Origin of the sequence: Parapedobacter sp. ISTM3, from assembly GCF_016533505.1 — a bacterium.
Lineage (GTDB): Bacteria > Bacteroidota > Bacteroidia > Sphingobacteriales > Sphingobacteriaceae > Parapedobacter > Parapedobacter luteus.
Genome location: NZ_JAENGN010000007.1, coordinates 231438 through 254724 on the forward strand (window position 1 = coordinate 231438; position 23287 = coordinate 254724).

13 protein-coding genes are annotated in these 23287 nt (G+C 57.6%); 7 read left to right on the forward strand and 6 right to left on the reverse strand.

From position 1 onward, the window contains the following. Window position 1: 1 nt before the first annotated feature. The 5 genes from JHJ32_RS11955 (at window position 2) to JHJ32_RS11975 (ending at window position 7775) form a co-directional block, all read left to right on the forward strand. A complete protein-coding gene (locus JHJ32_RS11955; RefSeq protein ID WP_200121094.1) occupies window positions 2-976 on the forward strand; it encodes a FecR family protein in 975 nt (324 codons plus the stop codon). A gap of 85 nt (window positions 977-1061) precedes the next feature. Then, window positions 1062-4268, forward strand: a complete 3207-nt coding sequence (locus tag JHJ32_RS11960) for a TonB-dependent receptor domain-containing protein (protein WP_233632615.1) — start codon at window positions 1062-1064, stop codon at window positions 4266-4268. Window positions 4269-4286: 18 nt separating this feature from the next. Next, window positions 4287-5717: a hypothetical protein gene (locus tag JHJ32_RS11965; protein WP_200121095.1), complete on the forward strand. Its 1431-nt coding sequence runs from the start codon at window positions 4287-4289 to the stop codon at window positions 5715-5717. A 20-nt stretch (window positions 5718-5737) separates the two neighbouring features. Beyond that, complete coding sequence (locus JHJ32_RS11970) at window positions 5738-6427, forward strand: hypothetical protein (protein ID WP_200121096.1); 690 nt, start codon at window positions 5738-5740, stop codon at window positions 6425-6427. Window positions 6428-6584: 157 nt separating this feature from the next. Next, complete coding sequence (locus tag JHJ32_RS11975; protein ID WP_200121097.1) at window positions 6585-7775, forward strand: ATP-binding protein; 1191 nt, start codon at window positions 6585-6587, stop codon at window positions 7773-7775. A 72-nt stretch (window positions 7776-7847) separates the two neighbouring features. Here JHJ32_RS11975 and JHJ32_RS11980 read toward each other — a convergent pair whose 3' ends face one another. From JHJ32_RS11980 to JHJ32_RS12005, 6 genes are all read right to left on the reverse strand, one after another. After that, on the reverse strand, window positions 7848-8870 hold the full coding sequence (locus JHJ32_RS11980) for a glycosyl hydrolase 53 family protein (protein ID WP_200121098.1): 1023 nt from the start codon (window positions 8868-8870) through the stop codon (window positions 7848-7850). 36 nt (window positions 8871-8906) lie between these two features. Further along, window positions 8907-9992, reverse strand: a complete 1086-nt coding sequence (locus tag JHJ32_RS11985) for a SusE domain-containing protein (RefSeq protein ID WP_233632616.1) — start codon at window positions 9990-9992, stop codon at window positions 8907-8909. 13 nt (window positions 9993-10005) lie between these two features. Continuing rightward, a complete protein-coding gene (locus tag JHJ32_RS11990; RefSeq protein WP_233632617.1) occupies window positions 10006-11583 on the reverse strand; it encodes a RagB/SusD family nutrient uptake outer membrane protein in 1578 nt (525 codons plus the stop codon). Between the two features lie 11 nt (window positions 11584-11594). Next, window positions 11595-14576 carry a SusC/RagA family TonB-linked outer membrane protein gene (locus JHJ32_RS11995; RefSeq protein ID WP_233632618.1) on the reverse strand — a complete coding sequence of 994 codons (2982 nt, stop codon included), beginning with the start codon at window positions 14574-14576 and terminating at the stop codon, window positions 11595-11597. Window positions 14577-14615: 39 nt separating this feature from the next. After that, window positions 14616-17186, reverse strand: coding sequence for a hypothetical protein (locus tag JHJ32_RS12000; RefSeq protein ID WP_200121102.1), 2571 nt, complete (start codon window positions 17184-17186; stop codon window positions 14616-14618). A 117-nt stretch (window positions 17187-17303) separates the two neighbouring features. Beyond that, window positions 17304-21245: a two-component regulator propeller domain-containing protein gene (locus JHJ32_RS12005; RefSeq protein WP_200121103.1), complete on the reverse strand. Its 3942-nt coding sequence runs from the start codon at window positions 21243-21245 to the stop codon at window positions 17304-17306. A gap of 227 nt (window positions 21246-21472) precedes the next feature. Between JHJ32_RS12005 and JHJ32_RS12010 the strand changes: the two genes are divergently transcribed. Together JHJ32_RS12010 and JHJ32_RS12015 are read left to right on the forward strand one after the other, a co-directional pair. Further along, window positions 21473-22081: an RNA polymerase sigma-70 factor gene (locus JHJ32_RS12010; protein WP_176146180.1), complete on the forward strand. Its 609-nt coding sequence runs from the start codon at window positions 21473-21475 to the stop codon at window positions 22079-22081. A 125-nt stretch (window positions 22082-22206) separates the two neighbouring features. Then, window positions 22207-23208 (forward strand): FecR family protein, encoded by a 1002-nt coding sequence (locus JHJ32_RS12015; RefSeq protein WP_200121104.1) that lies wholly within the window; start codon window positions 22207-22209, stop codon window positions 23206-23208. Window positions 23209-23287 lie beyond the last annotated feature (79 nt).

A 23287-nucleotide genomic window follows, 5' to 3' on the forward strand; every position in this document is an offset into this window, starting at 1 on the left:
GATGGAAGACAACAAACCAAACGACCAGCAGATCCGGGATCTGCTGCGGCGCTACGTAGCCGGCGAGGCCAGCGATGCCGAGCGCCGGGCGGTGGATGCCTGGTACCACCTTTTTGTCGATCAGGCCGCGGCGCAGCAGGCAGAAGAGGCGGAGGGGCCGCGCGCCAAGGGAGGCGGGATGACTACGCTACCTGCGCGGCCGGGTGTTTTCCGGCGCTACCGCTGGTGGGCGGTTGCCGCATCGCTGCTGGTTGCCGTATTGTGGGGTGGCGCGCTGCTGTCGCGGAGTGGCCACGAGCCGCAGGGCAAGCATAGCGCCGCCGTGCGCCTTTTCAGCAGTGCCGAACACCGCAAACGGATCGCGCTGCCGGACGGCACCGTGGTGATGCTCAATGTACACAGCCAGCTCGAAGTGCCCCAAGACTTCAACGCCGGCCATCGGCATGTGGCGCTTACCGGCGAGGCATTCTTCGATGTCGCCAAGATGCCGGAAAGCCCCTTTTCTGTGCGGTCAGGCATGCTTACCACGCGGGTGCTGGGCACGTCCTTCAATGTAGAGGGGTATGCCGAAGATCAAACAGTGAAGGTCGCCGTGGTAAGCGGGCTTGTCGAGGTGTCGAAAGCCACGGCCGGCAAGCCCGATTCGCTGTTGTCCGGGGGCATCTCCAAAAACCAGACCCTTACCTTCCGGAAAGACGACGGTTCGGTAGCCATCCGGACCGAAGACAGCCGCCTCATCAGCGCCTGGCAAACGGGCGAGCTCGATATCAACAGGCTCACCCTGCCTGAGTTGGGCCACAAGCTGGCCCGGCATTTCAACCGCACGCTCGTCATCGACCCGCGGTTGACCGATGATACACGGTATACGATACATTTCGCCAACGAAAATCTACGGGAAATCATGGACGTGCTTGCCGAGATGACCCATGCAAATTTTGAAGAGAAAGGAGGTAAATTGCTGATACAATCCAACTAAAAAAAACCGGGCGAAGTGCCGCTCGCCCGGAATCTTTCGAAGATGTACTTTAATGAAATTGCGAATCCACTAAAGACAATCAAAAATGCAAAAAACTTTAAGTTATACCAATATTTTATTCAGGATGAAACTTACACTTGCCATGGTGTTGGTGTCCTCCGCGGTGCTGCTGGCCAACCCACTTACGGGGCAGACGCTCAACGAGGTGACCTTGTCCATCCATGTAAAGCAAAAGGCTTTAAACGAAGTCATATCGCTTATCGAACAGAAAACGCCCTTCATCATCGGCTACAGCAGCGACGTGCTGGACGGCGACGAAAAAATCTCCGTGCAGGCAAACAACCTCAGCGTGGCCGACGTGCTGGCGATGATTACCGGGCCGCGCAACGTATCGTTCAGGCAGGTGTCTGCGAGGTATGTGCTTATCGAGCCGGCCGCAGCCGCGGCCGCAGGCCCCGGCGGTGAAGCCCAGCAGCCGGGCCCCGTACGGGGGCAGGTCACCGACAAGCACACCGGGCGCACCCTTCCCGGCATTACGGTGAAGGCCAAGGGCAGCTCCGCGACCGCGCAGACCGATGCCAACGGCGTGTTTTCCATTGCCTTGCCCGCGGGTGAGCGGCAGCCGGTGCTGCTGTTTAGCCATGTGGGGTACCGCAGCCAAGAAGTGCCCGTCGAAGGCGATCGCCAGCAGCCGCTGCACGTACAGCTGGAGGCCGACCTGCTTGGGCTGGAAGAGGTCGTCGTCACCGGGCAGGGACTGAGCGTCTCCAAGCGGCGCCTTTCTACCAATGCCGCCGTGGTCAGCGAACGCCAGATCCGGGATGTGCCCGCCACCCGTATCGACCAGCTGCTGCAAAGCCAGCTGCCCAATGCGATGATCAAGCTGTCGGGCGGCCAGAGCGGCGCTACATCCATCATCCAGACCCGTGGGTTCAACTCGGCATTTGCCAACTCCACGCCCATCATCTACGTGGATGGCGTACGTGTAGACAACCTCAACACCGCCCCCACGCTGGGCATGAACCTCTCCGGCGGTATCTCGCAGGGAGCTTCTACCAGCGCGCTGTCCGACCTGCCGGTGGAAAACATCGAGCGTATCGAATTTATCAACGGCGGTGCCGCCACCACACTGTACGGTTCTGACGCTGCAAACGGCGTACTGCAGATTTTCACCAAGAAAAACGGCACCGGCAGGGCCTCCTTCTCCGTTGGGGCGGATATGGGCGTGGAGACCCCCACGGCCGATTTCCATTATTTCGATCGCACCAAGGACGTACTCTACCAAAACAGCTTCTACAACCGCTATACCCTCGGGCTCAACGGCAGCACGGCGGGCTTCGGATACAGCTTGGCCGGTTCATTCAGCGACGCCAACGGGGTGCTCATCCACGATCAGAACCGCCAGCGCAAATTCAACTTCCGCCTGGGCATGAATGCCCGGTTGCTGGAGGGGCTTACCTACGAGAGTTCGTTTTCTTACAGCAACCAGGGGCTGTCGCGCGTGCGCAACGGCAACTCGGGCGGGTACTCGGGGCTTTGGTTTGTAGAAGACGGCGCTTCAAAAATCATCGGGCCGGGTTTCAATCCCGTGCTGGACGAGCTGTCCGATGCCGATTTTGCAGTGTATAAGTCATTCGTCGACTCGGCCGAGCGGCTGCAAGACAACCGCTCCATGGTCAATCGTTTCCAGACCTCGCAGTCGGTCAGCTACCGCTCCCCATCGGGCATCGTGCTCAAGGGCACGGCCGGCGTAGACTTCCGCCAGCAGCGCGAGCGATCTGCCGTGACCATGGCCTACAACCGGCACATCCGCTCGAACAACACGGGGTCGCTGTCCAACTTCATGCGCAGCTTCCTGGGGCTCACCTTTGACCTCAATGCCCAGTATGACTGGCAGGTAGGCGACTTTTCGTTGCTCACCACGGTGGGCGGCCAGCTCTTCCGCACCGAAGACCGCCAGGTGGCCTACATCGGCCAGGATATCCGTGATGGCGCCCAGACCATCGGCCAGGCGGCCACCCGTACCAGCAACGAGTTTTATGCCGAGGTGGCCAACTACGGGGTGTTCGTGCAGGAAAACATCGGCTACCGCAACCGCTATTTCATTGATTTCGGTGTGCGGGGCGACGGCAACTCCGCGTTCGGTTCGTCCGTGGGCATCCAGTATTACCCCAAGGTGGGGCTGTCTTACATCCTGAGTGCCGAACCGTTTTTCGCCGCCATGGGCCAACAGGTGCTCAACACGGTGAAGATACGGGCCAACTACGGCGTTTCCGGCAATTTCCCCACGCCCTTTGCGCATGAGCGCACCATCGCCTTCTCCGGTTTCGGCGGCGGCCAGTCGGCCACGTTTGGCCATCCCGGCAATCCCGACCTGCGGCCGGAGAAAACCTACGCCCTGGAGATTGGCCTGGATATGGGCTTCTTCCGCGACCGGCTTTCGCTCTCGGCAAACTATTTCAACAACGAAACGCGCGACGCACTCTTCAACGTACCACCCGCCGCCTCGTCAGGCGTAGGCAGCTCGCTGCGCAACATCGGCCGCATCGAAAACAAGGGGTTTGAAATTGCGGCCAACGCGCAGGTGGTCGACAGCGAAAAGTGGGGGCTCAATGTCCGTGCGTCGGCCAATACGGTAGACAACATCGTCGCCAGCACAGGCGGTGCCCCGGCGTTCAACATCAACGGGCTCACCTCGCGTACGGTGCAGATTGTCGTGCGCGAAGGCTATCCGGTGGGCTACATCTCCGGCAACTACGGGGTGTTTGACGAAAGCGGGTTGATGGTCGAGACCATACCGCTGTCTTTCCTCGGGTCTACGATACCCACCCTCACGGGAAGTTTCGGTTTCAACCTCCGCTACCGGCAGCTTTCGTTGTTTGCCAACGCCGACTACCAGCATGGCGGGTACCTCCACAACTGGGATAAGCAGTTCCGCATCAACTACGGCGCTTCCACCGCAGGCGTTCCGGCGGCCGAAATCGAGCAGAACGGGTCCATGAACTGGCTGAATTACTCGCAGCTCTTCGTGGAGCGCAGCGATTTCATCAAGGTGCGGACCATCGGGCTGGTGTATAACCTCAAGGCCGGAGCACTTCTCCGCCGCATAAACAATGCAAGTATTGGTTTTACGGCCGTAAATCCGCTGAATTTCACCGCATCGGCCTCCGATCCCGAAGCCGTGATGCCCGGCGGGGCGCAGGGGCAGGGCTCAGCAACCACCGGCGGCATCAACTATGCCGCACATTCGGCAGCCCGCCAGTTTCTCCTTTCGCTCAAGTTCAGTTTGTAACCACCTCAAAAAAATACGATGAAAACGACCCTCACATGGATAACACTAGCACTTGCCGCGACGGTTTCGTCGTGCTCGCTGGTGGAAGTCGAAAACCCCAATATTACCGACGAGACATTCCTCGGCACGCCCGAGTCGGCCGAAGTATGGTTGAACGGCTTGCAGAAGCAGCTTGCCCAGACGCTCAACCAGACCGTGGTGTTTGCCGAGATGGTGTCTGACAATTATTACAACAACAGCTCGTTGTCCAACCAAGTGTTTGACATCCCCACGTTGCTGCCCGAAGACCTGGATATAGACAACGTGCAGCGCGAGCTAGCCCGGCTGCGCGCCATGGCCGTCTACGGCGTGGAAAGGGTGGTACCCGCCGCAGCGGACGGCACCCGCGAACAGCTGGCCGAGATGTACTTCTATGCCGCCTATGCCAGCCTGCTGAGCGGTGAGCTGTTTGCCTCGCTGCCGGCCGTAGAAGCGGGCCCCGTGTTGCCGGCTACGGCCCACCTTGAAAACGCAGTCGGTTACCTGCAGCAGGGCCTGTCGCTGACCGCCGATGCAGGCCGGCGTACGGTCTATACGCTCGCGCTGGCGCGGGCCTACCATGGGCTGGGCGACCGGCAGCGCGCGGCACAGCTGGCACAGGAGGTCATTGCGGCCGATCCGCTGGTGCTGCGCAACGCCGTCTTTGACGGGCTCAACGGCGCATCGAACCTGATGCAGACCTATACCTTCAGCAGCTCCACGAATACGCTGGCGCCCCTGCCGAGGCTTGATTTTCTTGATCCCAAGTACTTCCACGTCGGCAACGCCAGCGCCGACCAGAAGCCGATAGCTTTACTGAAAGGCGAGGAAGCCTTCCTCATCGCCGCGGAGGCCGCCATCGGCAACGGCGACCTGCCCGGGGCGAAGGCGCTGCTGACCCGGTTAGTCGGCGAGGTCGTGTCGGCGCGGCCGGTGGCATCTGTCGATGGCCGCCATGCCGAGCGCAAGGGTACGCGCAGCGACTACCCCCTGTCGGCCGCCACCAAGGTGCGGTTTGCGCCGGGCGGCCCGTTGCGGGAAGGCCTCGTGCTGGGCCGGGGCGATGGCAACATTACCGTGCACCGCGTATCGGGCACCTCCGTGACGGAAGCGGAGATTGCCGCTGCCGGCGATGCCGATGCGCTGCTGTACCTGCTGTGCCTGCTCCGGCAGGAGATCTTCATGTCCGAGGGGCGGCGCATGACCGATCTGGGCATCCGGTTTCCGATATCAACCATCGAGCAGCAGAACAACCCCAACGTCAGCGCCCAGGACATCCGGGCCACGATACCGTCCTTTATCCCCGGCCAGCTGGGCATGGACGACTTTGAGCACGACGAGGCTGCGGGCGTTGTGACCATCCTGCACGATATGAACCGGGTGTTGGTAGCAAATAAGGCCAGTGCCGGCATACTGCCATTGGTAAAATAATCCACCTGAAGAAGACGAAGATGAAACATGCATTCCTATTTTTGCTGGTGATGGCTACCACATTGGCAAATGCCGTGGCAGACGATGGCGCCCGGCTCAAAGCGACTTATTTGGAGATATTAAAGCCTTACGGGGCCGATGAGGCGCTGCTGGATCGGTGCTGGGAGGAAGTGGTGGAGGCCTATACCGGCCCCCGGCGGCATTACCACAACCTGGAGCACCTGGCCAATTTCGAGCGGCATCTGCACAGCTGCAAGGACAGCCTCGAAGATTTCGAAACGGCCTTCCTGGCGATGATTTACCACGATGTGGTATACTTCACCACCGACGGCACGAACGAAGACCAAAGCGCGGCCTTTGCCGACCGCCACCTGGCGCTGTTGGGCTATCCCGCAGATAAGGTAGCGCGCTGCCACGCCTTGATTATGGCTACCAAGACCCATGCCGGCAGCACCGATAGCGACACGAATTACTTCGTGGATGCTGATATGGCCATTCTTGGCGCGGATCCCGCCGCATACCAGCGGTACGTAGCCAATATCCGGCAAGAATACGGGGCGTCGCCCCAGTTTGACCGGGGCAGGCAGCGTGTGCTGCAGCACTTCCTTGATATGGACCGGCTCTTTAAGACCGATTTGTTTTTTGATCGGTTTGAAAAGCAAGCCCGCGAAAACATTGCGGCAGAGATTCGGTCGCTGCAAGCGAATTAGTGATCAGAAGCAGCTGCCCATAGGCGGCCAGCTGCCGGATTAGCTTGTTACGGGCCACGGTCGTCCGGCGGTTTACCGCAGGTCGGCCGCGGCCTTTATCCTGTTTGTTTATTATGATAAGCAAAATCTTCGTATATTTGTGTATTATGGTATACAAATGGATAGATTGATAGAAAAATACCGGCAGAAACTCGGTCATACATCATTGGATTTCATGCGGAGCGCAATGGAGTCCATTAATTGGAAGGCACGGCTGATAGGCATAAAAGGACCGAGAGGTGTAGGGAAGACCACGTTGATGCTTCAATACATCAAGTCGCACCTTCAGGACCAGCTTGCGCAGGTACTGTATGTAAGTTTAGACGACATTTGGTTCAGCAATAACCAGCTGGTTGACTTGGCTGACGATTTTGTCAAAAAAGGGGGCACCCACCTTTTTCTGGATGAGGTACATAAATACCCGAATTGGTCGCAAGAACTTAAGAATATTTATGATGACCATCCGGGGCTGCAAGTGGTGTTTACAGGCTCGTCACTGCTGGAAATCCTCAATGCACGGGCCGATTTAAGTCGCAGGGCGGTTATTTACCTGATGCAGGGGCTTTCTTTTCGCGAATACGTATCCCTTGAATATCGGCATTCCCTGCCGGCAGTCCACTTATCCGATATGCTGGAGCACCACCAGGATATTGCAGGCGATATTTTGTCAAACTTCAAGCCCTTACAATATTTTTCAGATTACTTAAAGCGCGGCTACTACCCCTATTACCGGGAAGAAACCGATTTGTATGCCCAGCGTGTAGAAGAGACCATCAACATGATGCTGGAAATCGAATTGCCTCTGCTTCGTGCGGTTGATATTGCCTATGTTTCAAAAGTCAAACAGCTGCTGCTGGTTATTGCAGAATCCGCCCCGTTTATTCCCAATGTGAGCAAAATCAGTGAAAGAATAGGCATTAACCGGACTACCCTGCTTTCGTACCTGCACTATCTACAAGAGAGCGGGCTCACGCAAAACCTGTTTCGGTCTGCCAAAGGTATCAGCCGGTTGCAGAAGCCGGATAAAATCTTTCTGGAAAACACCAATCTGGCTTATATCATCGGCAATGCCGACATTGGCAATGTCAGGGAAACCTTTTTTGCCAACCAGCTTTCCTATCGCCATCAGTTGGAATTTCCCGAGAGGGGCGACTTTTTGATCGACGGCCGGTATGTGTTTGAGATAGGCGGAAAGGATAAAACCGGAGGCCAGCTGAAAGGTGTTGGGGAAGGGTATGTTGCCGCTGATGGCATAGAATACGGCACATCTACAAAGATTCCGCTGTGGCTCTTTGGGTTTTTGTATTAAGGCATACCGGCTGTCCTGTTACGAAAACGCGCTTTTTCTGACGCCAACCCCCCCGGTGGAATCGTCCGGCCGTTACCGCGGCCTAAACGCCTCCAGCGCTTCGGTCGGCCTACCGGATGCGTCGAAGGCCCCAAGCGTATAGCCCTTCCATCCGCCATAGGATTGCGGCTCCCAGTAAAATACACCCAATGCTTTTCCCTCGGGCAGTGTATGAGCTTTGGCCATCAGGTCTTCGAGAAACAACCTGGCCGTTGCAGCCTCGTCCCAGCTCATTCCCACTTCGCATACCATCACGTCGCTGCCATACCGTTCCACCATGTCGCGCATGTTGGCCAGGCACTGTTCGTTGCGCTGCTGCCAGTCGTCCGGCGAAGGGTAGAGCGACATCCCTATCACATCCCACTTGCCGCCATTGGCCTTCAGCCCGTCAAACAGCCAGCGAAACAAGCCATTGTCATAGCCGTTTTGGAGGTGTACCACCACCTTGGTGTCCGGGAATACAGCCTTTACGGCGTCATAGCCTGCATTGTTCAACGCAGCATATGCGGCCATGTCGGTAGCAGCTTTGCCCGTTTCCCACAGCATGCCATTGCCCGTCTCATTGCCCACCTGCACCCATTCCGGCGCGATACCCCTCGCTTGCAGGGCCTCCAGCACTTCGGTGGTATGCGCCGCTACCGCTGCTTTCAGCGCCTCCAGGTTGCTACCTTCCCACGCCTTCGGGGGGCGTTGCTGCCCCGGATCAGCCCAGGTGTCGCTGTAGTGAAAGTTGATGAGCAGGCGCATGCCGAGGTCGTGTGCACGGCGCGCTTTCACCAGGAGGTCTTCCATGCCGCACCAGCCATTTTCGGGGTTTACCCACACGCGCAGGCGGATGGCGTCCATGCCCAGCTGTTTGAGCAGCCGCATGCCATCCTGCTCCGCACCGGCAGCGTTGTAAAACCTGCGGCCCGAAGCTTCCATTTCCGTTATCCAGCTTACGTCCGCGCCGCGGGCAAACGAGGCATCGGGGCCTGCCGGTGCCGGTGCTGCGGGGTCGCTTTTACAGGCCATCAACAGCATACCCCAAAGCATGTAGAGTCCGTAGTATTTCATGATGGCCGATTGTTTTATACACGCTTTCATCTCTTGTTAATCTACGGTGTAGCGAAACGCCTTCGGGTCGCTCAAATCCAATGTGAGCGTGTGCGTGCCCACATGCGGGTACGCGAATCCGCCGGCATCTGCGCGGTACAAGGCACATACACCTTCTTCCGGGCCCTCCCCGAAGAAGAATCCCCAATCGCCGTTTACCAGTATTTTGATGCCCCATTGTTCGGGTTCGGTGGTCGTGATGGAGGCTGTCCACACGTTGCGTTCGCTGTCATAGGTGAGTGGCGTTGCATCGGTGCTCCAGCCGTTGAAATCTCCCGTTACGGCCAGCGAGCGAACTACGGTTTCGCTCCACGTCAGCTCGTTTACGTCAGCTTGCAGGTACAAGTAGCCACCGTTGCTGGTCCAGAGGTTCCAGCGGTCACTTCCCGCATGCAGGCGGTACTGGCCGCCGTCCTCAGGGTACGAACCGTATATGGTCGGGGCGGCATCACTTTCCTCACTGGCCAGGTAAAAGTTGTACCATTGGTCTACGCGCACAAAACCATCATAGCGTCCGTCTTCATCGCGTGCACACAGCTTCCACGGGAAGGCCGAAAAGTCGCTGGTGGCCATAAACAGGTAGTCGGCCGCATCGGAAGGCTGGTAGGGCGTCAGCGTCAGCCGGATAGTATTGCTCCGCTTGGGCGGCACATTTGCTGCCAGCTGGGTTTCGACGCGAACATACACCGTGCCGGGTTCACCGGGCACAAGGCCAAGGCCCAGTGCCAGCTCGTTGAGGGCAGCATGGGTATACGAGAGCGAGGCACTGCTTACGTCTTGGGGCCTTGCGGCCGTACGGAAGGCTTCGTCCAGTGCAAACAGCGCAGTAGTCTTGATGGCCATGCTTTTCGCATCGTAGCCGCCGGTGAGCTGTATTTCGCCGGTGTTCCAGACCAGCTGCAGGGCCAGTGTGTTTCTTTCCTGTTCATCCAGTATCACAGTCTCGGCTGTTGCCGAGAGGTCCGGGTCAGTTAGTCCGGTGGCTACGACGGTATCGCCCGCCTTCTCGCAAGCCATCGCGATGATTGCATAGCAGAGCACCCATCCTGCGCGGCGTATCGTGTTATGTTTCATGGTTTCCATTGTCATTAAGTGGTTAGTAGCCTACGTGTTGTATCAGATTCGGGTTGGCGGCTAGGTCCGTCACCGGGATGGGGTACAGGTCGAACCGCGCATCGGTGGCCGTTCCACTCACGGTGCCACCTTTCCATTGCCACAAATAGTCGCCTCCGGTAAACCGGCCGAAGCGGATCAGGTCGGTACGGCGTACGCACTCCCAGAACAGTTCACGGCCGCGCTCGGCCAGCAGGAAATCCAGCGTGAGTGCCGATGCGCCGATGTTGCCGCTGGTATTGCCGTAGGCCCGTTCGCGCAGCTGGTTTACGTATCCCAGCGCCGTCGTGGTATTGCCCCCAGCGCCCCCCCGTACGGTAGCCTCAGCGTACATCAGCAAAACATCGGCAAGCCGGAAGAGCGGAAAGTCGGTGTTCACCAGTCCATCGTCGGTCATATAGGAGCCGTCGTCGTACAGGTTGGTATATTTGATGATGGTGTATCCCTGGCTGGTGGACGACGGGTCTTCCACATCGAGTGTCTGTCCGTCAGTCCAGAACGCACCGCGGCGGTCCACCTCGCCCGTCGCATCAGGGAAGAGTGCCACAAACTCACGCAGCGTGCGGAAGCTCTGCCAGCCGGAGACGACACCGTAGTCCGGCGCATGCATTGACCCAAGGATGGGGGCGTTCACCAAGTAGGTCATGCCGCCCCAGGTGGTGGTCCGCGCCGCGTCCGACTGGATGGGGAAGATGATTTCGTTTTGCGTACGCCGGTCGTTGTCGGCATTAAACAATTTGCGGTAGTCGGCCTCCAAAGAAAACCCACTGCCGATCACCTTGTTGCAGTATTCGATGCAGTCGGCATTCCGCTCGATACCCGTGTACACCTGTGCGTTGAGGTAGTTTTTGGCCAGCAACGTCCAGGCCGCTGCCCGGCTGGCGCGGCCATACTCGTTCTGGAAAGGTTCCGGCAATATCGTTTCGATGGTTTTCAGTTCAGACTCGATGTAGTCAAACAGTTCTCCGCGGGTAATCCGCGGTGGGAAAAACGCCCCAACCTGGTCGTTTTCGGTTACGAACGGTACGTGGCCAAAGAGGTCCATGGCGTGAGAATACGCCAGTGCGCGCAGGAAACGGGCTTCGGCAGCAAACACACGGATTTCCTGCTGTTCAGCCTCGGCAAACCTCCCGATTCGGTCATCGGTCGCGTTGCGCAGCAATTCGTTGCAGATGGCTATGGTATAATAGAGGCGGTAATACATCGCACTCACCCACGTATCAGACGCTCCCCAGCGCATGTATTGAATATCCACCAGGTTGTCGCCTCCGGCCCAGGAATACACCAGCTCGTCGGTGGGAATCTCCTGCAGGTTGAAATACGACCGCAGGTAACCATAGGCTGCCGTCGGGCTGGCCATATCAGGGTTACCGTCGCCTTTTTCGTTTCCACCGATGGCATACGAAGCATAAAGTTTTGCGAGGACAGCCTTGTAGTTTTCCACTGAAGTGTATACAGACTCGGACGTCGATTCCACCGTAGGTAGCTGGTCCAGGTGGCTTGCACAACTGCCGAACAGGCCCATCAGGCCGATCAGTAATGAGACTCTTATAGCGTTCATGATCATAACGGTTAAAATTGGAGGTTAATACTCAAAGAGTACGTACGCGGCCGCGGGTAGAAGGTGCTGTCAAAGCCGTTGGGCAACTCCGGGTCATTTCCCGAGTACTTGGTCAGCACAAACACATTCTGCACGATGGCTCCGAGCCGCAGCCGGGCATTGCCCGCGATGCGGCCCACATCATATCCCAGGGTGACGTTTTCCATGCGGAGGAACGACGCGTTTTCCACGTAGTAATCCGAATAGTACTGGCGCGCACGGAAATTGGTATTGAGGAAGTCGCTGTGCAGATTGTTCAGCGCAAAGGGAATGTATTGCATCGTTTCCCATGCACCGAGGTCCATTTTGGTGTGGTTAAATACGTAGTTGCCGATGTTCGCGCGCAGGGTAGTACCCGCGGTCCAGCGTTTATAAGTCAGCTGCGTGTTGAACCCCAGAAACCATTCCGCGGCCGGCGACTGGTAGCGGTAGAGGTCGCCCTCATTGATTACACCATCGCCATTGAGGTCGGCGTACATGTTTTCCAGCGGTTTGCCCTGTTCATCATACACCTGCTTGTATACGTAAAACATATTCGGTTCGTATCCGGTGGTGAGGATCTGGATGCCACGGCCGCTCACCCAGGGGCCCACATATGAGCCTACCGACCTGTCGTCTTCCACCATAGAGAGGTTCGTGACGTTGATATGCTGCTGTGTGGCGTTGAAACCGACCTCCCAGGTTAGCGATTCGCGGCTGATCGGCGTCGCATTGATCTGGAATTCAAACCCTCGGCTGTCGATATTGCCCACGTTTGTGGTCGCCGTCTGGTCAAAATTCGTCCCTGCCGGTACCGGCACGTTCGCCAGCAGGTCATGCGTCTTCCGGGTATAATACTCCACGGCACCGGTGATTCGGTTGCCCCACAGCCCGAAGTCTATGCCATAGTTGAAGGCGCGTGTCGTTTCCCAGCGCAGGTCATACACATACACGGACGGTCGGTACACATGGTAAAAGCTTTCGCCAAAGCGGTACTGGGCAAATTCGTTTCCCCGGTTGTAAATAGAGAGGTAGCCATAGTTGCCGATGCCGTCCTGTTGTCCGGTCACGCCGTAGCTGGCGCGCAGTTTCAAGTCGCTGATGGTGCGGTGTCCCTTCAGGAAATCCTCTTCAGAAAGCCGCCAGGCGAGTGCTACGGAAGGGAATGTTCCCCAGCGGTTTTCCGGGCTGAATCGGGAGGTGCCATCGCGGCGGATAGTTGCGGTAAGCAGGTAGCGCGAGCCGTACTGGTAGTTCAGGCGGCCGTATACCGACAGCAGGGTGTGCCGCTGGTCGGACGCCATGGCGGTAGACTGCACGTCGCCCGCTTCGTTGAAGTACGTTACGGCCGGGCTTTTGGCGCTCCAGTATTGGTAGTCGTATCCGGCGGTAACCTCCAGTGAGCTGTTTTCCAGCGGCGCGGCATAGTTGAGGTACCCGGTAAACAAGCGGTTTTGCGTGTTTTGCGCATATTCGTTGAAGGACCCTCCCACGGTGTAGGCGCTGGCCGCCGATGCGGGGATGCGGTTTTCCCCTTCGCCACGGGCATAGTCATAGCCCAGCGTCACATGCGCCTTCAGCTCCGGCAGGAAATGGAATTTATAGTCGATGTCCAGGTTGCCGGTAGAGCGCGCTACGCGGCTTTTGTGGGTTTCCTGGTCGAGCAATCCCATGGGGTTGAGGTTGGCGCCCGTTGCCGGCACACCGGCATTGTCCAGGCTTTCGTAGAATCCGCCGAACGCGTCACTGCCCGAATACACCGGTTGCGTGGGGTTAAACGCCACGGCCGACCAGATAGCATCGGTATTGGCAAAGCGGTTGTTGTTGAGCGCCCCTTTCACGTTGAGGTTTAGCGTCAGGTGCCGGTCGAAGAATGATGGCGAGAGCGACAGCGCGCCGGTGACCCGGTCGGTGCGGTCGGTCTTCAGCGTGCCCTCCTGGTCATAAAAGCCCACTGAAGCCCGGAAGGGTACAGATTGAGCGATGCTACCCGAGAGGCTTACGTTGTTGTCGGTGCCGAAGGCCGGCTGAAACACCTGGCCCACCCAGTCGGTACGCTCCCCGCCAAGCAAGGCCTGCTGTGCCGCTGTGCCCTGCTCGCGCACCAGCTGGTCAAACCGGTCGGGCGACAGCATATCGGCCACTGGCCGCTGCCGTTGCATGGACAGCACGGATGAGAAGCCCAGGCGCAGCGCCCCGGCCGTCCCCTTCTTGGTGGTGATCAGCACCACCCCGTTGGAGGCGCGCGAACCATAGATGGCAGTTGCCGAGGCATCTTTAAGGATGGTCATACTTTCGATGTCATTGGGATTGATGAGGCTCATAAAGTTGCTGCCGTTGCCGCTGATGCCGCCGTTTTCCAGCGGCACGCCGTCCAGTACAATCAGCGGGTCATTGCTGGCGCTGAGCGAGGCCCCACCACGGATACGGATGGTACTGCCCGCTGTGGGTGAGCCGCTATTGGACATCACCTGCACACCGGAGGCTTTGCCGTTGATGAGCTGCTCGGCGGAGCCTACCAGCCCCGGGTTGAAATCCTTGCTTCCCACGTTGGCCACCGATCCGGTCAGGTCTTTCCGGGTTTGGCTACCATAGCCCACCACCACCACTTCGTCCAGGTCCTGGCTGCTTTGCAGCAGCACAATATCGATACGCTCGCGGTCGGCATCCACCGTTTGCACCAGGTAGCCGATGGATGAAAAGACCAGTTGATTCATGCCTGTGGGCACCGTCAGGCGGTACGTTCCTTCAGCGTCGGTAGCGGTTTGCACGGCGGTGCCGGGCACCGAAACACTCACCCCCGGAAGGGGGGTGCCCGATTCGTCGCGTACTGTGCCTTGCACGGTCATTTGTTGCTGCTGCTGTGCCTGCATGGCGTTGGGCATACCGATAAGCGGCGTGCCGGCAGCAAGGCCGCCGGCTAACAGTGCCAGCCAGCAGCTCATAGCCCGATGTTTTCGTCTATATTCCCTCATGTCATTTTTGGTTTATATGGATTATCTGTTAGTTGTGCGTCATTCCAGCCATATACTGGCGATGGCCAGTTCTGCATCCTGCGTCACCGCTCCCAATGTGTGCAGCACCAGCGATTCGATAGCCGTCGGGTCGAAAGGCAGCGGCACGGTAGGCGAAAAATAGCGATCGAGGAATACCGGATACGGTGCGGGCAGCAACGGTGTATCGCCCAGTCGTAGTGCGCTGAGCGGCACCTTCACCACCGGCGCGCCGCCCAGCGCCACTTGGGCACTGTAGGTATACCCATCGGTGGTGGTAAAGCCCACGGCCAGGCTGTCCAGCGCCTTGGCGCCTGGGACCGCTAAGCACAGGTGTGTTGCGCCAGCCAGGCGTTCCTTCCGGTTGGCCACCGCGTCGGCTACGTAGCGCCGCCAGAAAAATCGGGTGTTGCTACCGTGCTTGGCAAAGGTATAATGCCAGGCTTTGTGTGCCGAAGGGTGGTCCCACCGGTGCTGGCCGACAACTGCGGACGTTTCCGGCATGGCATACGTCTCCAGTAGCGCCCCGTCGGCCGCGGCATCCACCAGTACCACGGGATAGTCCGCCGATACCACCCCCGTGTGCCAGTAGTGCGGTACAGGATAATCCCAGTCGAGCGGCGCCCCCGGCCGGTTGTCGGGGAATGTCGTAGTGTGCCCGTCGGCATACACGGTAACCGTGTACCGCAGTGTACCCGTTGCCACCATTTCAGGCGGGATCGTGCCTTCATACCGGTATCCGGCCGTGCGCTTCAGCAGCACCCGGGGATTGCTGGCCGACCAAAACGACACCCGGTCGGTATACAGTACCACCGAATCCGGGAGGGATGGCCCTACGACGGTGGCCTGTACGGTCAGCGGTACACCGGCATTGACCGTTTCCGCGGGCGTATGTACCACCGAAAAAGTGGACGCGTGGGCCTCTGGAGCCACATATTCGCCAAGAGCGATAGACCGCCAAGGTGTAGCCGCTGTCCAACGCCGCGTGGCCTCATCCACGGCATCCTCCCGGCACAGCAGGTATACCCCCGGCCTCACCGTCAGCGTCCCCTCGTCGGCACGGGAGGGCGCAGCGTCGGTTTCCCCGGTTAGAGGCACCACGCCGAAGCCGCTACCCAGATCCGGCAGCCGGAGCTGCATGGGCCACGTATTCCAGGCGATGGTCACGGCCTCGCGGCTCAGCGATGGCTTCGCATAGGGGTCTGCCACCGCCACGGCATCGGGCATCACTTCCAGGCGCCACACGCCGGGCTCCAGCCGATCGAGAAAATAGGCGCCCGTGCCTTCGTAGCTCACCAGTGGCGAGCTGCCGCAGCCGGCCACGGCTGTCAGTTTTTCGCGCGCGCGCGGCGGCACGGCGGTGTGGTTGCTATAGAAAAATACCGTGTCGCTGTTCAGCACGCTCAGGTCTTGTTTGTGGCTCACCAGAAATTCGCCAAACAGCGTATCTGCCGGGTACGCACCAAACGACTCCCCGCGGTCCACGCGCCGGGCCACCTCGGCCGCTATCTTCATGCTTATGGCCTTTCCCGGTGTATATGCCAAATTCAGGTAGTGCGTCTGATAATCGGTATTATATCGCGCCAGATCGATCGGGTCGTAGGCAAATTGCGTAATCCACTGGAACCCCTGGCTGCGAAACGTGCGCGCCATAGCCGGGTAGAGGTACGTATACGCCGCATCCGCGGGGTCAAACTCATAGACTATCTTAGCCTTGCCATCAAACCCCCCGAGCGTTGAAAACGGAATAGAATATTGGTCCAGGTACGGCAAGAAATTGCCCTTACGCGTAAAGCCTGCCACCAAGCCGATGGGATACCACTGGTAGGTAGCCCCCTGCACGGCGCTATCGAAGTACGCACCTACATGGTCCATGTTATGGCTCACGTTGTAGAACACCGGTTTGGTATTGCCGGCCTCTTTGATGGCCGCAAGCATGCGGTTGATGTAATCGCGCGTCTGCGCGGGGTCACCGGTGTGGCAGGGCTCGTTGTTGATTTCGAAGCCCACGATATAAGGGTCGTCGTGGTAAGCCAGTCCGGTATACGGATTCCGGTGCTGCACCAGCTGGCTTACGTACCGTTCCTGCGCACGTATGGCTTCGGGGTGGCTGTGTACCTCGCATTTGTCATAGCGGTAGGAAAAGCCGCCCGTTGGCTCGTTGCGCTCGGGATAGCCGTTGCCGAAGGTGGTCATGCAGGTGATCACCGTACGGATGCCCCGTTCGCGCAATTTGGCGATGAGGTAGTCCAGCAGGTCCAGGTGCTGGTTTTCCAAAAGGTTTCCTACGCTGTCGGATAGCTCCACGTCCCAGATATGGATACGGTAGGCGTTGAAGCCCAGCCGGGCAAAGTGGTATACATCGCGATCGATGGCCGCCTTGTGGTCTTTGCCCAAGTAACCGATGGCGCGGTAGCCATGGGCAAAAGGCAAGCAATAATTTACACCATAGAATGCTGCTTCCTGCCGGGTGTCCGACCAGCGCATCACGCCCTGATCATCGACATAGACCGTAGGTACTGTTGGTCCCTGCGCGTGCGCCATAGCGATAGCAACGGCAAAAAAAGCAATAAACGAAGTACGCTTCATCATTTGGTTACAATAATTGGTTTTACAGATAATGCAGCAAAAATAGGCTGCCGGCAGCGGTTGCCAGGCTACAAATCGGACAAAAAACAATAGAAATCGGACAACGCACGGCCCCAAGCGCTATACCTGCTGTTCCGATGCGGCATATTCGCGGGGTGTCCGGCCAAAGGCCGCCTGGAAACACCTGGAGAAGTACGAAGGGTTCGAAAAGCCCACCATGTACATCACTTCCGCCACGGTAAACTTACTTTGTCCGAGCAGCATGGCCGCTTTCTTCATCCGGATGGAGCGGATGTACTCTACCGGGGTAAGCCCGGTCAGCAGCTTCACCTTACGGTAAAGCTGCTTGGTACCGGTATCCAGCTGCGTGCTGAGGGCTTGCACGTTCAGTTCGGGATCGTCTATCTGGTCTTCGATGATGCGGGTCACCTCCATGAGGAACCGTTCGTCCGGGGATACCGCCGTGGGTACCTGCGGCGTCGCAATCGCCCCCACGCGCAGCTTTCGGGCGGCGGCTTGTTTTTTTGCGATCAGTTGTGCCACTCGCGAGCGCAGGATGGACACGTCAAACGGCTTGGCCATGAACACATCGATGCCCTTGCCGATGCTGTCCAGCTCGGTCTCCTTATCGTCTTTTGCCGTGAGCAGGATGATTGCACTGTCTGCCAACGGCACCTGGCTGCGTATCTGCCGGCTCATTTCCAACCCGTCCATTACCGGCATCATCGCATCGGCTATGACCACATCGGGCATCCACGCCATGCATTGCTGCAACCCCTCTTTGCCATCGTGTGCGGTGCGCACGGCATACTGGGGGGTGAGTAGTTGCACCAGGAAATCCGTCATTTCCCGGTTGTCATCCACCACGAGCACACGTGGCTGTTCATCTTGCGCGGCCATTTCGCCGGCTTTATCGGCAGGCATGGTCTGGAGCGCCCCGGCGCTTTCAGCGACGGGCAGTACCACGCGTACGGTGGTGCCCTTGCCTTCGGCCGCTTCGAGGCTCAGCGACCCGCCGTGCTGCTCCGCATAATGTTTGGCCAGGTATAACCCTATGCCGGAGCCCGAAGGCGTGCCGGCGGTGTTCGCCGCACGGAAAAACCGCTCAAACACGTAAGGCAGGTCCTTTTCAGGAATGCCGATGCCGGTATCGCTCACGGTGATGGCCACCGCAGCGCCCTGCACCGCGAGCGATACGGCAATACGGTCTCCTGCACGCGTGTATTTGAATGCGTTGGAAAGCACATTGTTCAGGATGGATCGGATCTTGACCACATCAGCTGAGCCCGGCAGCGACTCCACGGCGGTCTCAAAAGCATACATGCGATCGGGCGTTGCCGCAGCTTCCCTGAAGGCCGAAAACGTGTTTTTCACCAAGGATACCCATTCGATATCCGAGCGCATCAGCATCTGGTCTCCCGCGTTGTCCAGCCGGTTAAATTCCAGCACCTGCTGGATGAGCGTATTCAGCTGCAACGCATTGCGCTGTATGCCCTCCAGCTGTTTATGGATCGGTTTATTCCGAGTGTCCATGAGCAGTTGGCTTATCGGCCCGATGACAAGGCTCAGCGGCGTTTTGAACTCGTGCGAGATATCCGTGAAAAAATTGATCTTCAAGCCAGTCAGTTCCAAGGTTTTTTGCTTTTCAATCCGTTCAATCTTCAGGTTATGGCGCACGCGGAAGAAGTTGACTATCCAGAAGAGCAGCCCGATGGCCAGGGCAGCGTACACCGCGCGCGCCAATCCGGTGTCGTACCAGGGTGGCTGGATGTTCACGGCAAACTGCAGGGGCGGGCCGGACGGGCTGCCCGAAAGATCCAGTTTGCGGATGGCCAGCCGGTAGCTGCCCGGCTGCAGGTTGGTATACGCCAGCTGGTTGGATGTGCGGTCAAGCAGTACCCAGTCGGCGTCTACCCCCTCCATTTTGTAAATAAATTGTTTGCTTTCGTCCGGCGCATACACGAAGTCCGAAAACCGGAACTGGAGGCTGTTTCGATCATGGGGAAGGTCTATGCGCTGGCGGTACCGGACGTTGCCGCCCGGGGTTTCAACGGGCTGGTCATTCACCAGCAGCGCGGTAAGCGACAGGCGGTCCGCCGGTCTGGCGGTATGGGATGCATCGGTAGACAGCACCGTAATGCTGTTTACCGCGCCGAGCAACGCTTGCCGGTTCGTCTGGTCATAAAACGCGGCCGTGAAATCCGATTCACCCTTGATGCGCTTCAGTTCAAACGTGCGGCGGTCCAAGGTCCACAGCGCATCCGTGGTGGATAGCCAGATACGGCCATCCACCTGCATCATGCACAGGATTTCACCGGTGCCGAAGGCGCTGATGGGGATCACCTTGCAGGTACCATGCTGTGGATCCAGGCGATACACAGCGTTGTCGCCGCCTACCCAGATGATGCCTTCGGCATCCTGCATCATGTAGGTCGGCAGCGCTACCGGCCGTCCTTCGGCATCGGTGACCGCAGTTACGCCGTAGGTATCGGGGTGGATGCGGTGCAGCCCTTTTTTATAGACCAGCGCCCATACGTCGCCTTTGACGTCCTGGAGCACCTGGTTGACAAAGTCGCCCGCCAGCCCATCGGCCGCGGTAATTTGGTGGTCAGCCACATACACCCCGCCTGATGCCAGCAGACGTTGTTTGTCTACCACGAATACACCGCCCAGGTACGTGGCTATCCATAGCCGCCGGCGTCTATCTTCAAACAGATCATAAGCCCAGTTGGCGTTGGCTGTGTGTGTTCGGTTGACGATGGTATAGCGGTCAAACCGGCGTGCCGCTTCGTTGTAGCGGTTTATGCTGCCATCCGTAGCGATCCAGATTTGCCGGTCCATGTCTTCGTATATATCCCGTATGCGGTTGTGCGGCAGCGGGTGCGCGGCATCGCCCATACGGTACCAAGCCGGTGTAGGGTGCAGGCCATGCAGCGAATCGGTACGGATAATGCCATTGGTGCCGCCCAGCCAATAGCGGCCCCGGGAGTCGCGCAGGATGTTATAAAACCGGTTGCCTTCGCCCGCACCCGTTACCTGGAAAATCGGTATGGTTTCGAATACCGGCCTGCCGCTGGTCACCGATGTGCCGTAGTCCGTGCCGAACCACAGGTTGCCCTCACGGTCGGCGAAGATAGCCCATACGATGTTGTTGGCCAGTGACCGGTCGTTGCGCGCGTCATGCAGCACCAGCGAGGCCCTCTGCGTGGCTGGGTCATACGCATGCACCCCCGCGTCCGTCCCCGCCAATAACAACCCCTGCCTGTCCATCGCCAGCGATTTGACCGATTGATTGCGGAGCTGCCCGATTTCCGTCGCCACCACCGTGGCGGGGTCAAGCCGGAAGAGCGCACCTTCGGTGCCCACCCACAGGGCATTGCCCGCAGCGTCGGGCAGCAGGGAGTTGACAAACCAGTTGCTACGGCTCGGCGGTTTGGGCAGCGCCACGGCGCTGACCGAAGTATCGCCCGTGCGCTTTCGGTACAGACCATCGTAGGTGCCGATGTACATATCGCTGCCCGTTTTTGCCAGTGCATATACCGTAAGTTTCGCCGGGCTGCTCCCGGTATTTCCGCCGATGGGCTGTAGCTGCCGCCCGTGCAGCCGGTAGCGGTACAACCCTTTCAGCGAGCCTACCCATAGGTCGTCGCCGTCCAGCAACAGCGCCCGCACGTCTGGCGGGAATTGTACCGTATTGGGCAGGAAGGTATCCCGCTGATAGTCGTAAAACAACACCCCATGGTCGGTACCCAGGCAAAGCAGCCGGTCGTCCAGCACCACAATGCTGTAGACGAAGGCATTGGTACTGTCGTTGTGGCCGTAATGTGTTTGCGTGGCATAGCCATCGAAGCTCACGAGCCCTTTGTTGGTGCCAAACCACATCATCCCGATGCTGTCCTGTGCAAACGCGCTGACGGTAGTTGCACCGGCGCCCGCAATCACGTTGTGGAATGAGCGGTAGCCGGACGGCTGTGCCATGGCCAACATCCATGGAAACAAGGCCATTGCAAATGAAAATAATCCCAATCCCCGGTGCTGTAGCGTCGCTGCCTTTGCCATCATCTATTAAGTCTATCCCTGCGAAGATACGAAATGTCGGCTGGCGGCGGGCTGGTGGCAATGCGTATTTCCATCGGCCATTCGTACAGCAGCCCATTGCATGCGCCGTCCACTGGCACGCGGCATCCGGGCGGCCGGAAACAACCTGTCCATTGCGGCTGAAGACGTTTCAAACCATGTTCGTTATGTCGCTTAAAACTGTATGTTTGCAGAAAAGGTTAATCCAATTCATGCCAAATAAACGAGATTTATCAGACAAGGGTCTTATTTTGGGAATCAAGGCTGGGGAAGAATGGGCATTTAGGGCCGCTTTTGATCGGTATTACAATCGTTTGCTGCGGTTCGCTGTATCCTATCTCCACGACGCCGACGTGGCAGAAGACATCGCACAGGACACCTTTATTTTACTTTGGGAATACCGGTCAAGCTTGCAGGAAGATACCCCGCACCTGTTTGCCTTTTTAGTACAGGTTGTCAAACTCAAAATGCTGAACAGTATGGAAAAAAAGCGCAGACGTTACCAGATCGAACAGCACCTGTTTTCGCGAAGCTTACGGCAAGTTGAGCTGGATATGCACACGCTCCAGACCCTGAGTATCTCAACCATCTATCTTTCGGAAATCGAGCGATTGGTAGGTGATACCCTCGCCCATGTGCCCGAACAGACCCGCATGATATTTAACCTCAGCCGCGAACAAGGTCTTTCCAATAGAGAGATTGCCGATAAAATCGGGAAGACGGAGAAAACCGTGGAATATCATATCGGCAAAGTGCTTAAACTGTTGCGGCCTAAATTGTCAGACTACCTCAAGGTGATCCTGTTTTTCGGCGGTTTCTAAAAAAATTTCATTTTTTCTTTAGGGGTAACGCCTGCTCGCAAAATATCCATTCATTAACGGACAAAAGCGTTAATCAAATTATAAACCGTATTGCGGGAGATTTTTTTTAAAGTTGATTTAGAACCATGTCGGATCAGCAGCTATTGGCATATATCAGGGGAGAACTGTCCCAAGAGGAAACGGACAGCTTTTTGGACTGGATTGAGGCATCTCCCGATCATCGGGCCCGTTATCGCCTGATCCGCAACGCATGGGATTTGGTCATCCTTAGCCATAGCGACGACATGGATTCCATTTCGGCAGACCAAGCATATCGTATGCTGAAAACGAGAATGGGAAGCCTGCGGGAGGAAGTTGCAGAAGACAAACGCCGGACGTGGAATATCAGCGGTATCGCCAAGATAGCTGCCGCGATATTGCTAGCTGTCGCGGCAAGTTGGTATTTTCTCAGGCACCGGAGTGATACCATCGGCTACCACCACATCGAGGTCTCCGTAGGACAGCGGGTGAAACTGGTACTTGCCGACAGTACCATCGTTTGGCTGGCGGCAGGAAGTGAGTTTACCTACCCCGAGCGATTTGATCGGCAAAAAAGATACGTCGTGCTGAACGGTGAAGCCCAGTTCCACGTGGCGACCGACAAGCAAAGGCCTTTTGAGGTTGAAACAGCCACGCATACGGTGAGTGTATTGGGAACTGAGTTTAATGTCTATGCGTACGATGAGGCTTCCCATTTTGAGACCACTTTATACGCCGGTTCCGTCTCGATACGGAACCACCAGTCGACAAACCAAAACATCCAACTGCAGCCCGGCCAAAAGCTGAGCTATGACAAGGGGCGGGCCAGCACCAGGCTTCAGCACGATATCGACTCGACAGAGATGGTTGACCGAATCGAAGGCTACCTGATATTTAACAAAACGCCATTTTCTGATATGGCAGAGCGGCTATCGCGGTACTATCAAAAACCCATCCGTATCAAGGATCCAGGGATCGCATCCTATGAATGTACAGGTAAATTCCATTATCAGGAAAAACTGGAAAAGATTCTCGAAGTGGTAAGGGCGGGCAGGCCTTTCGGTTACAAAATCACGGACCACGAGGTGGAGATATTTGCACAGGATTAAACCAACACGATAAAAAAAGGAGGAGTGCGTATGAAAATAGCGTAAACGATGTAGTAAAAAGGTAAGGCGTGATTGCAGC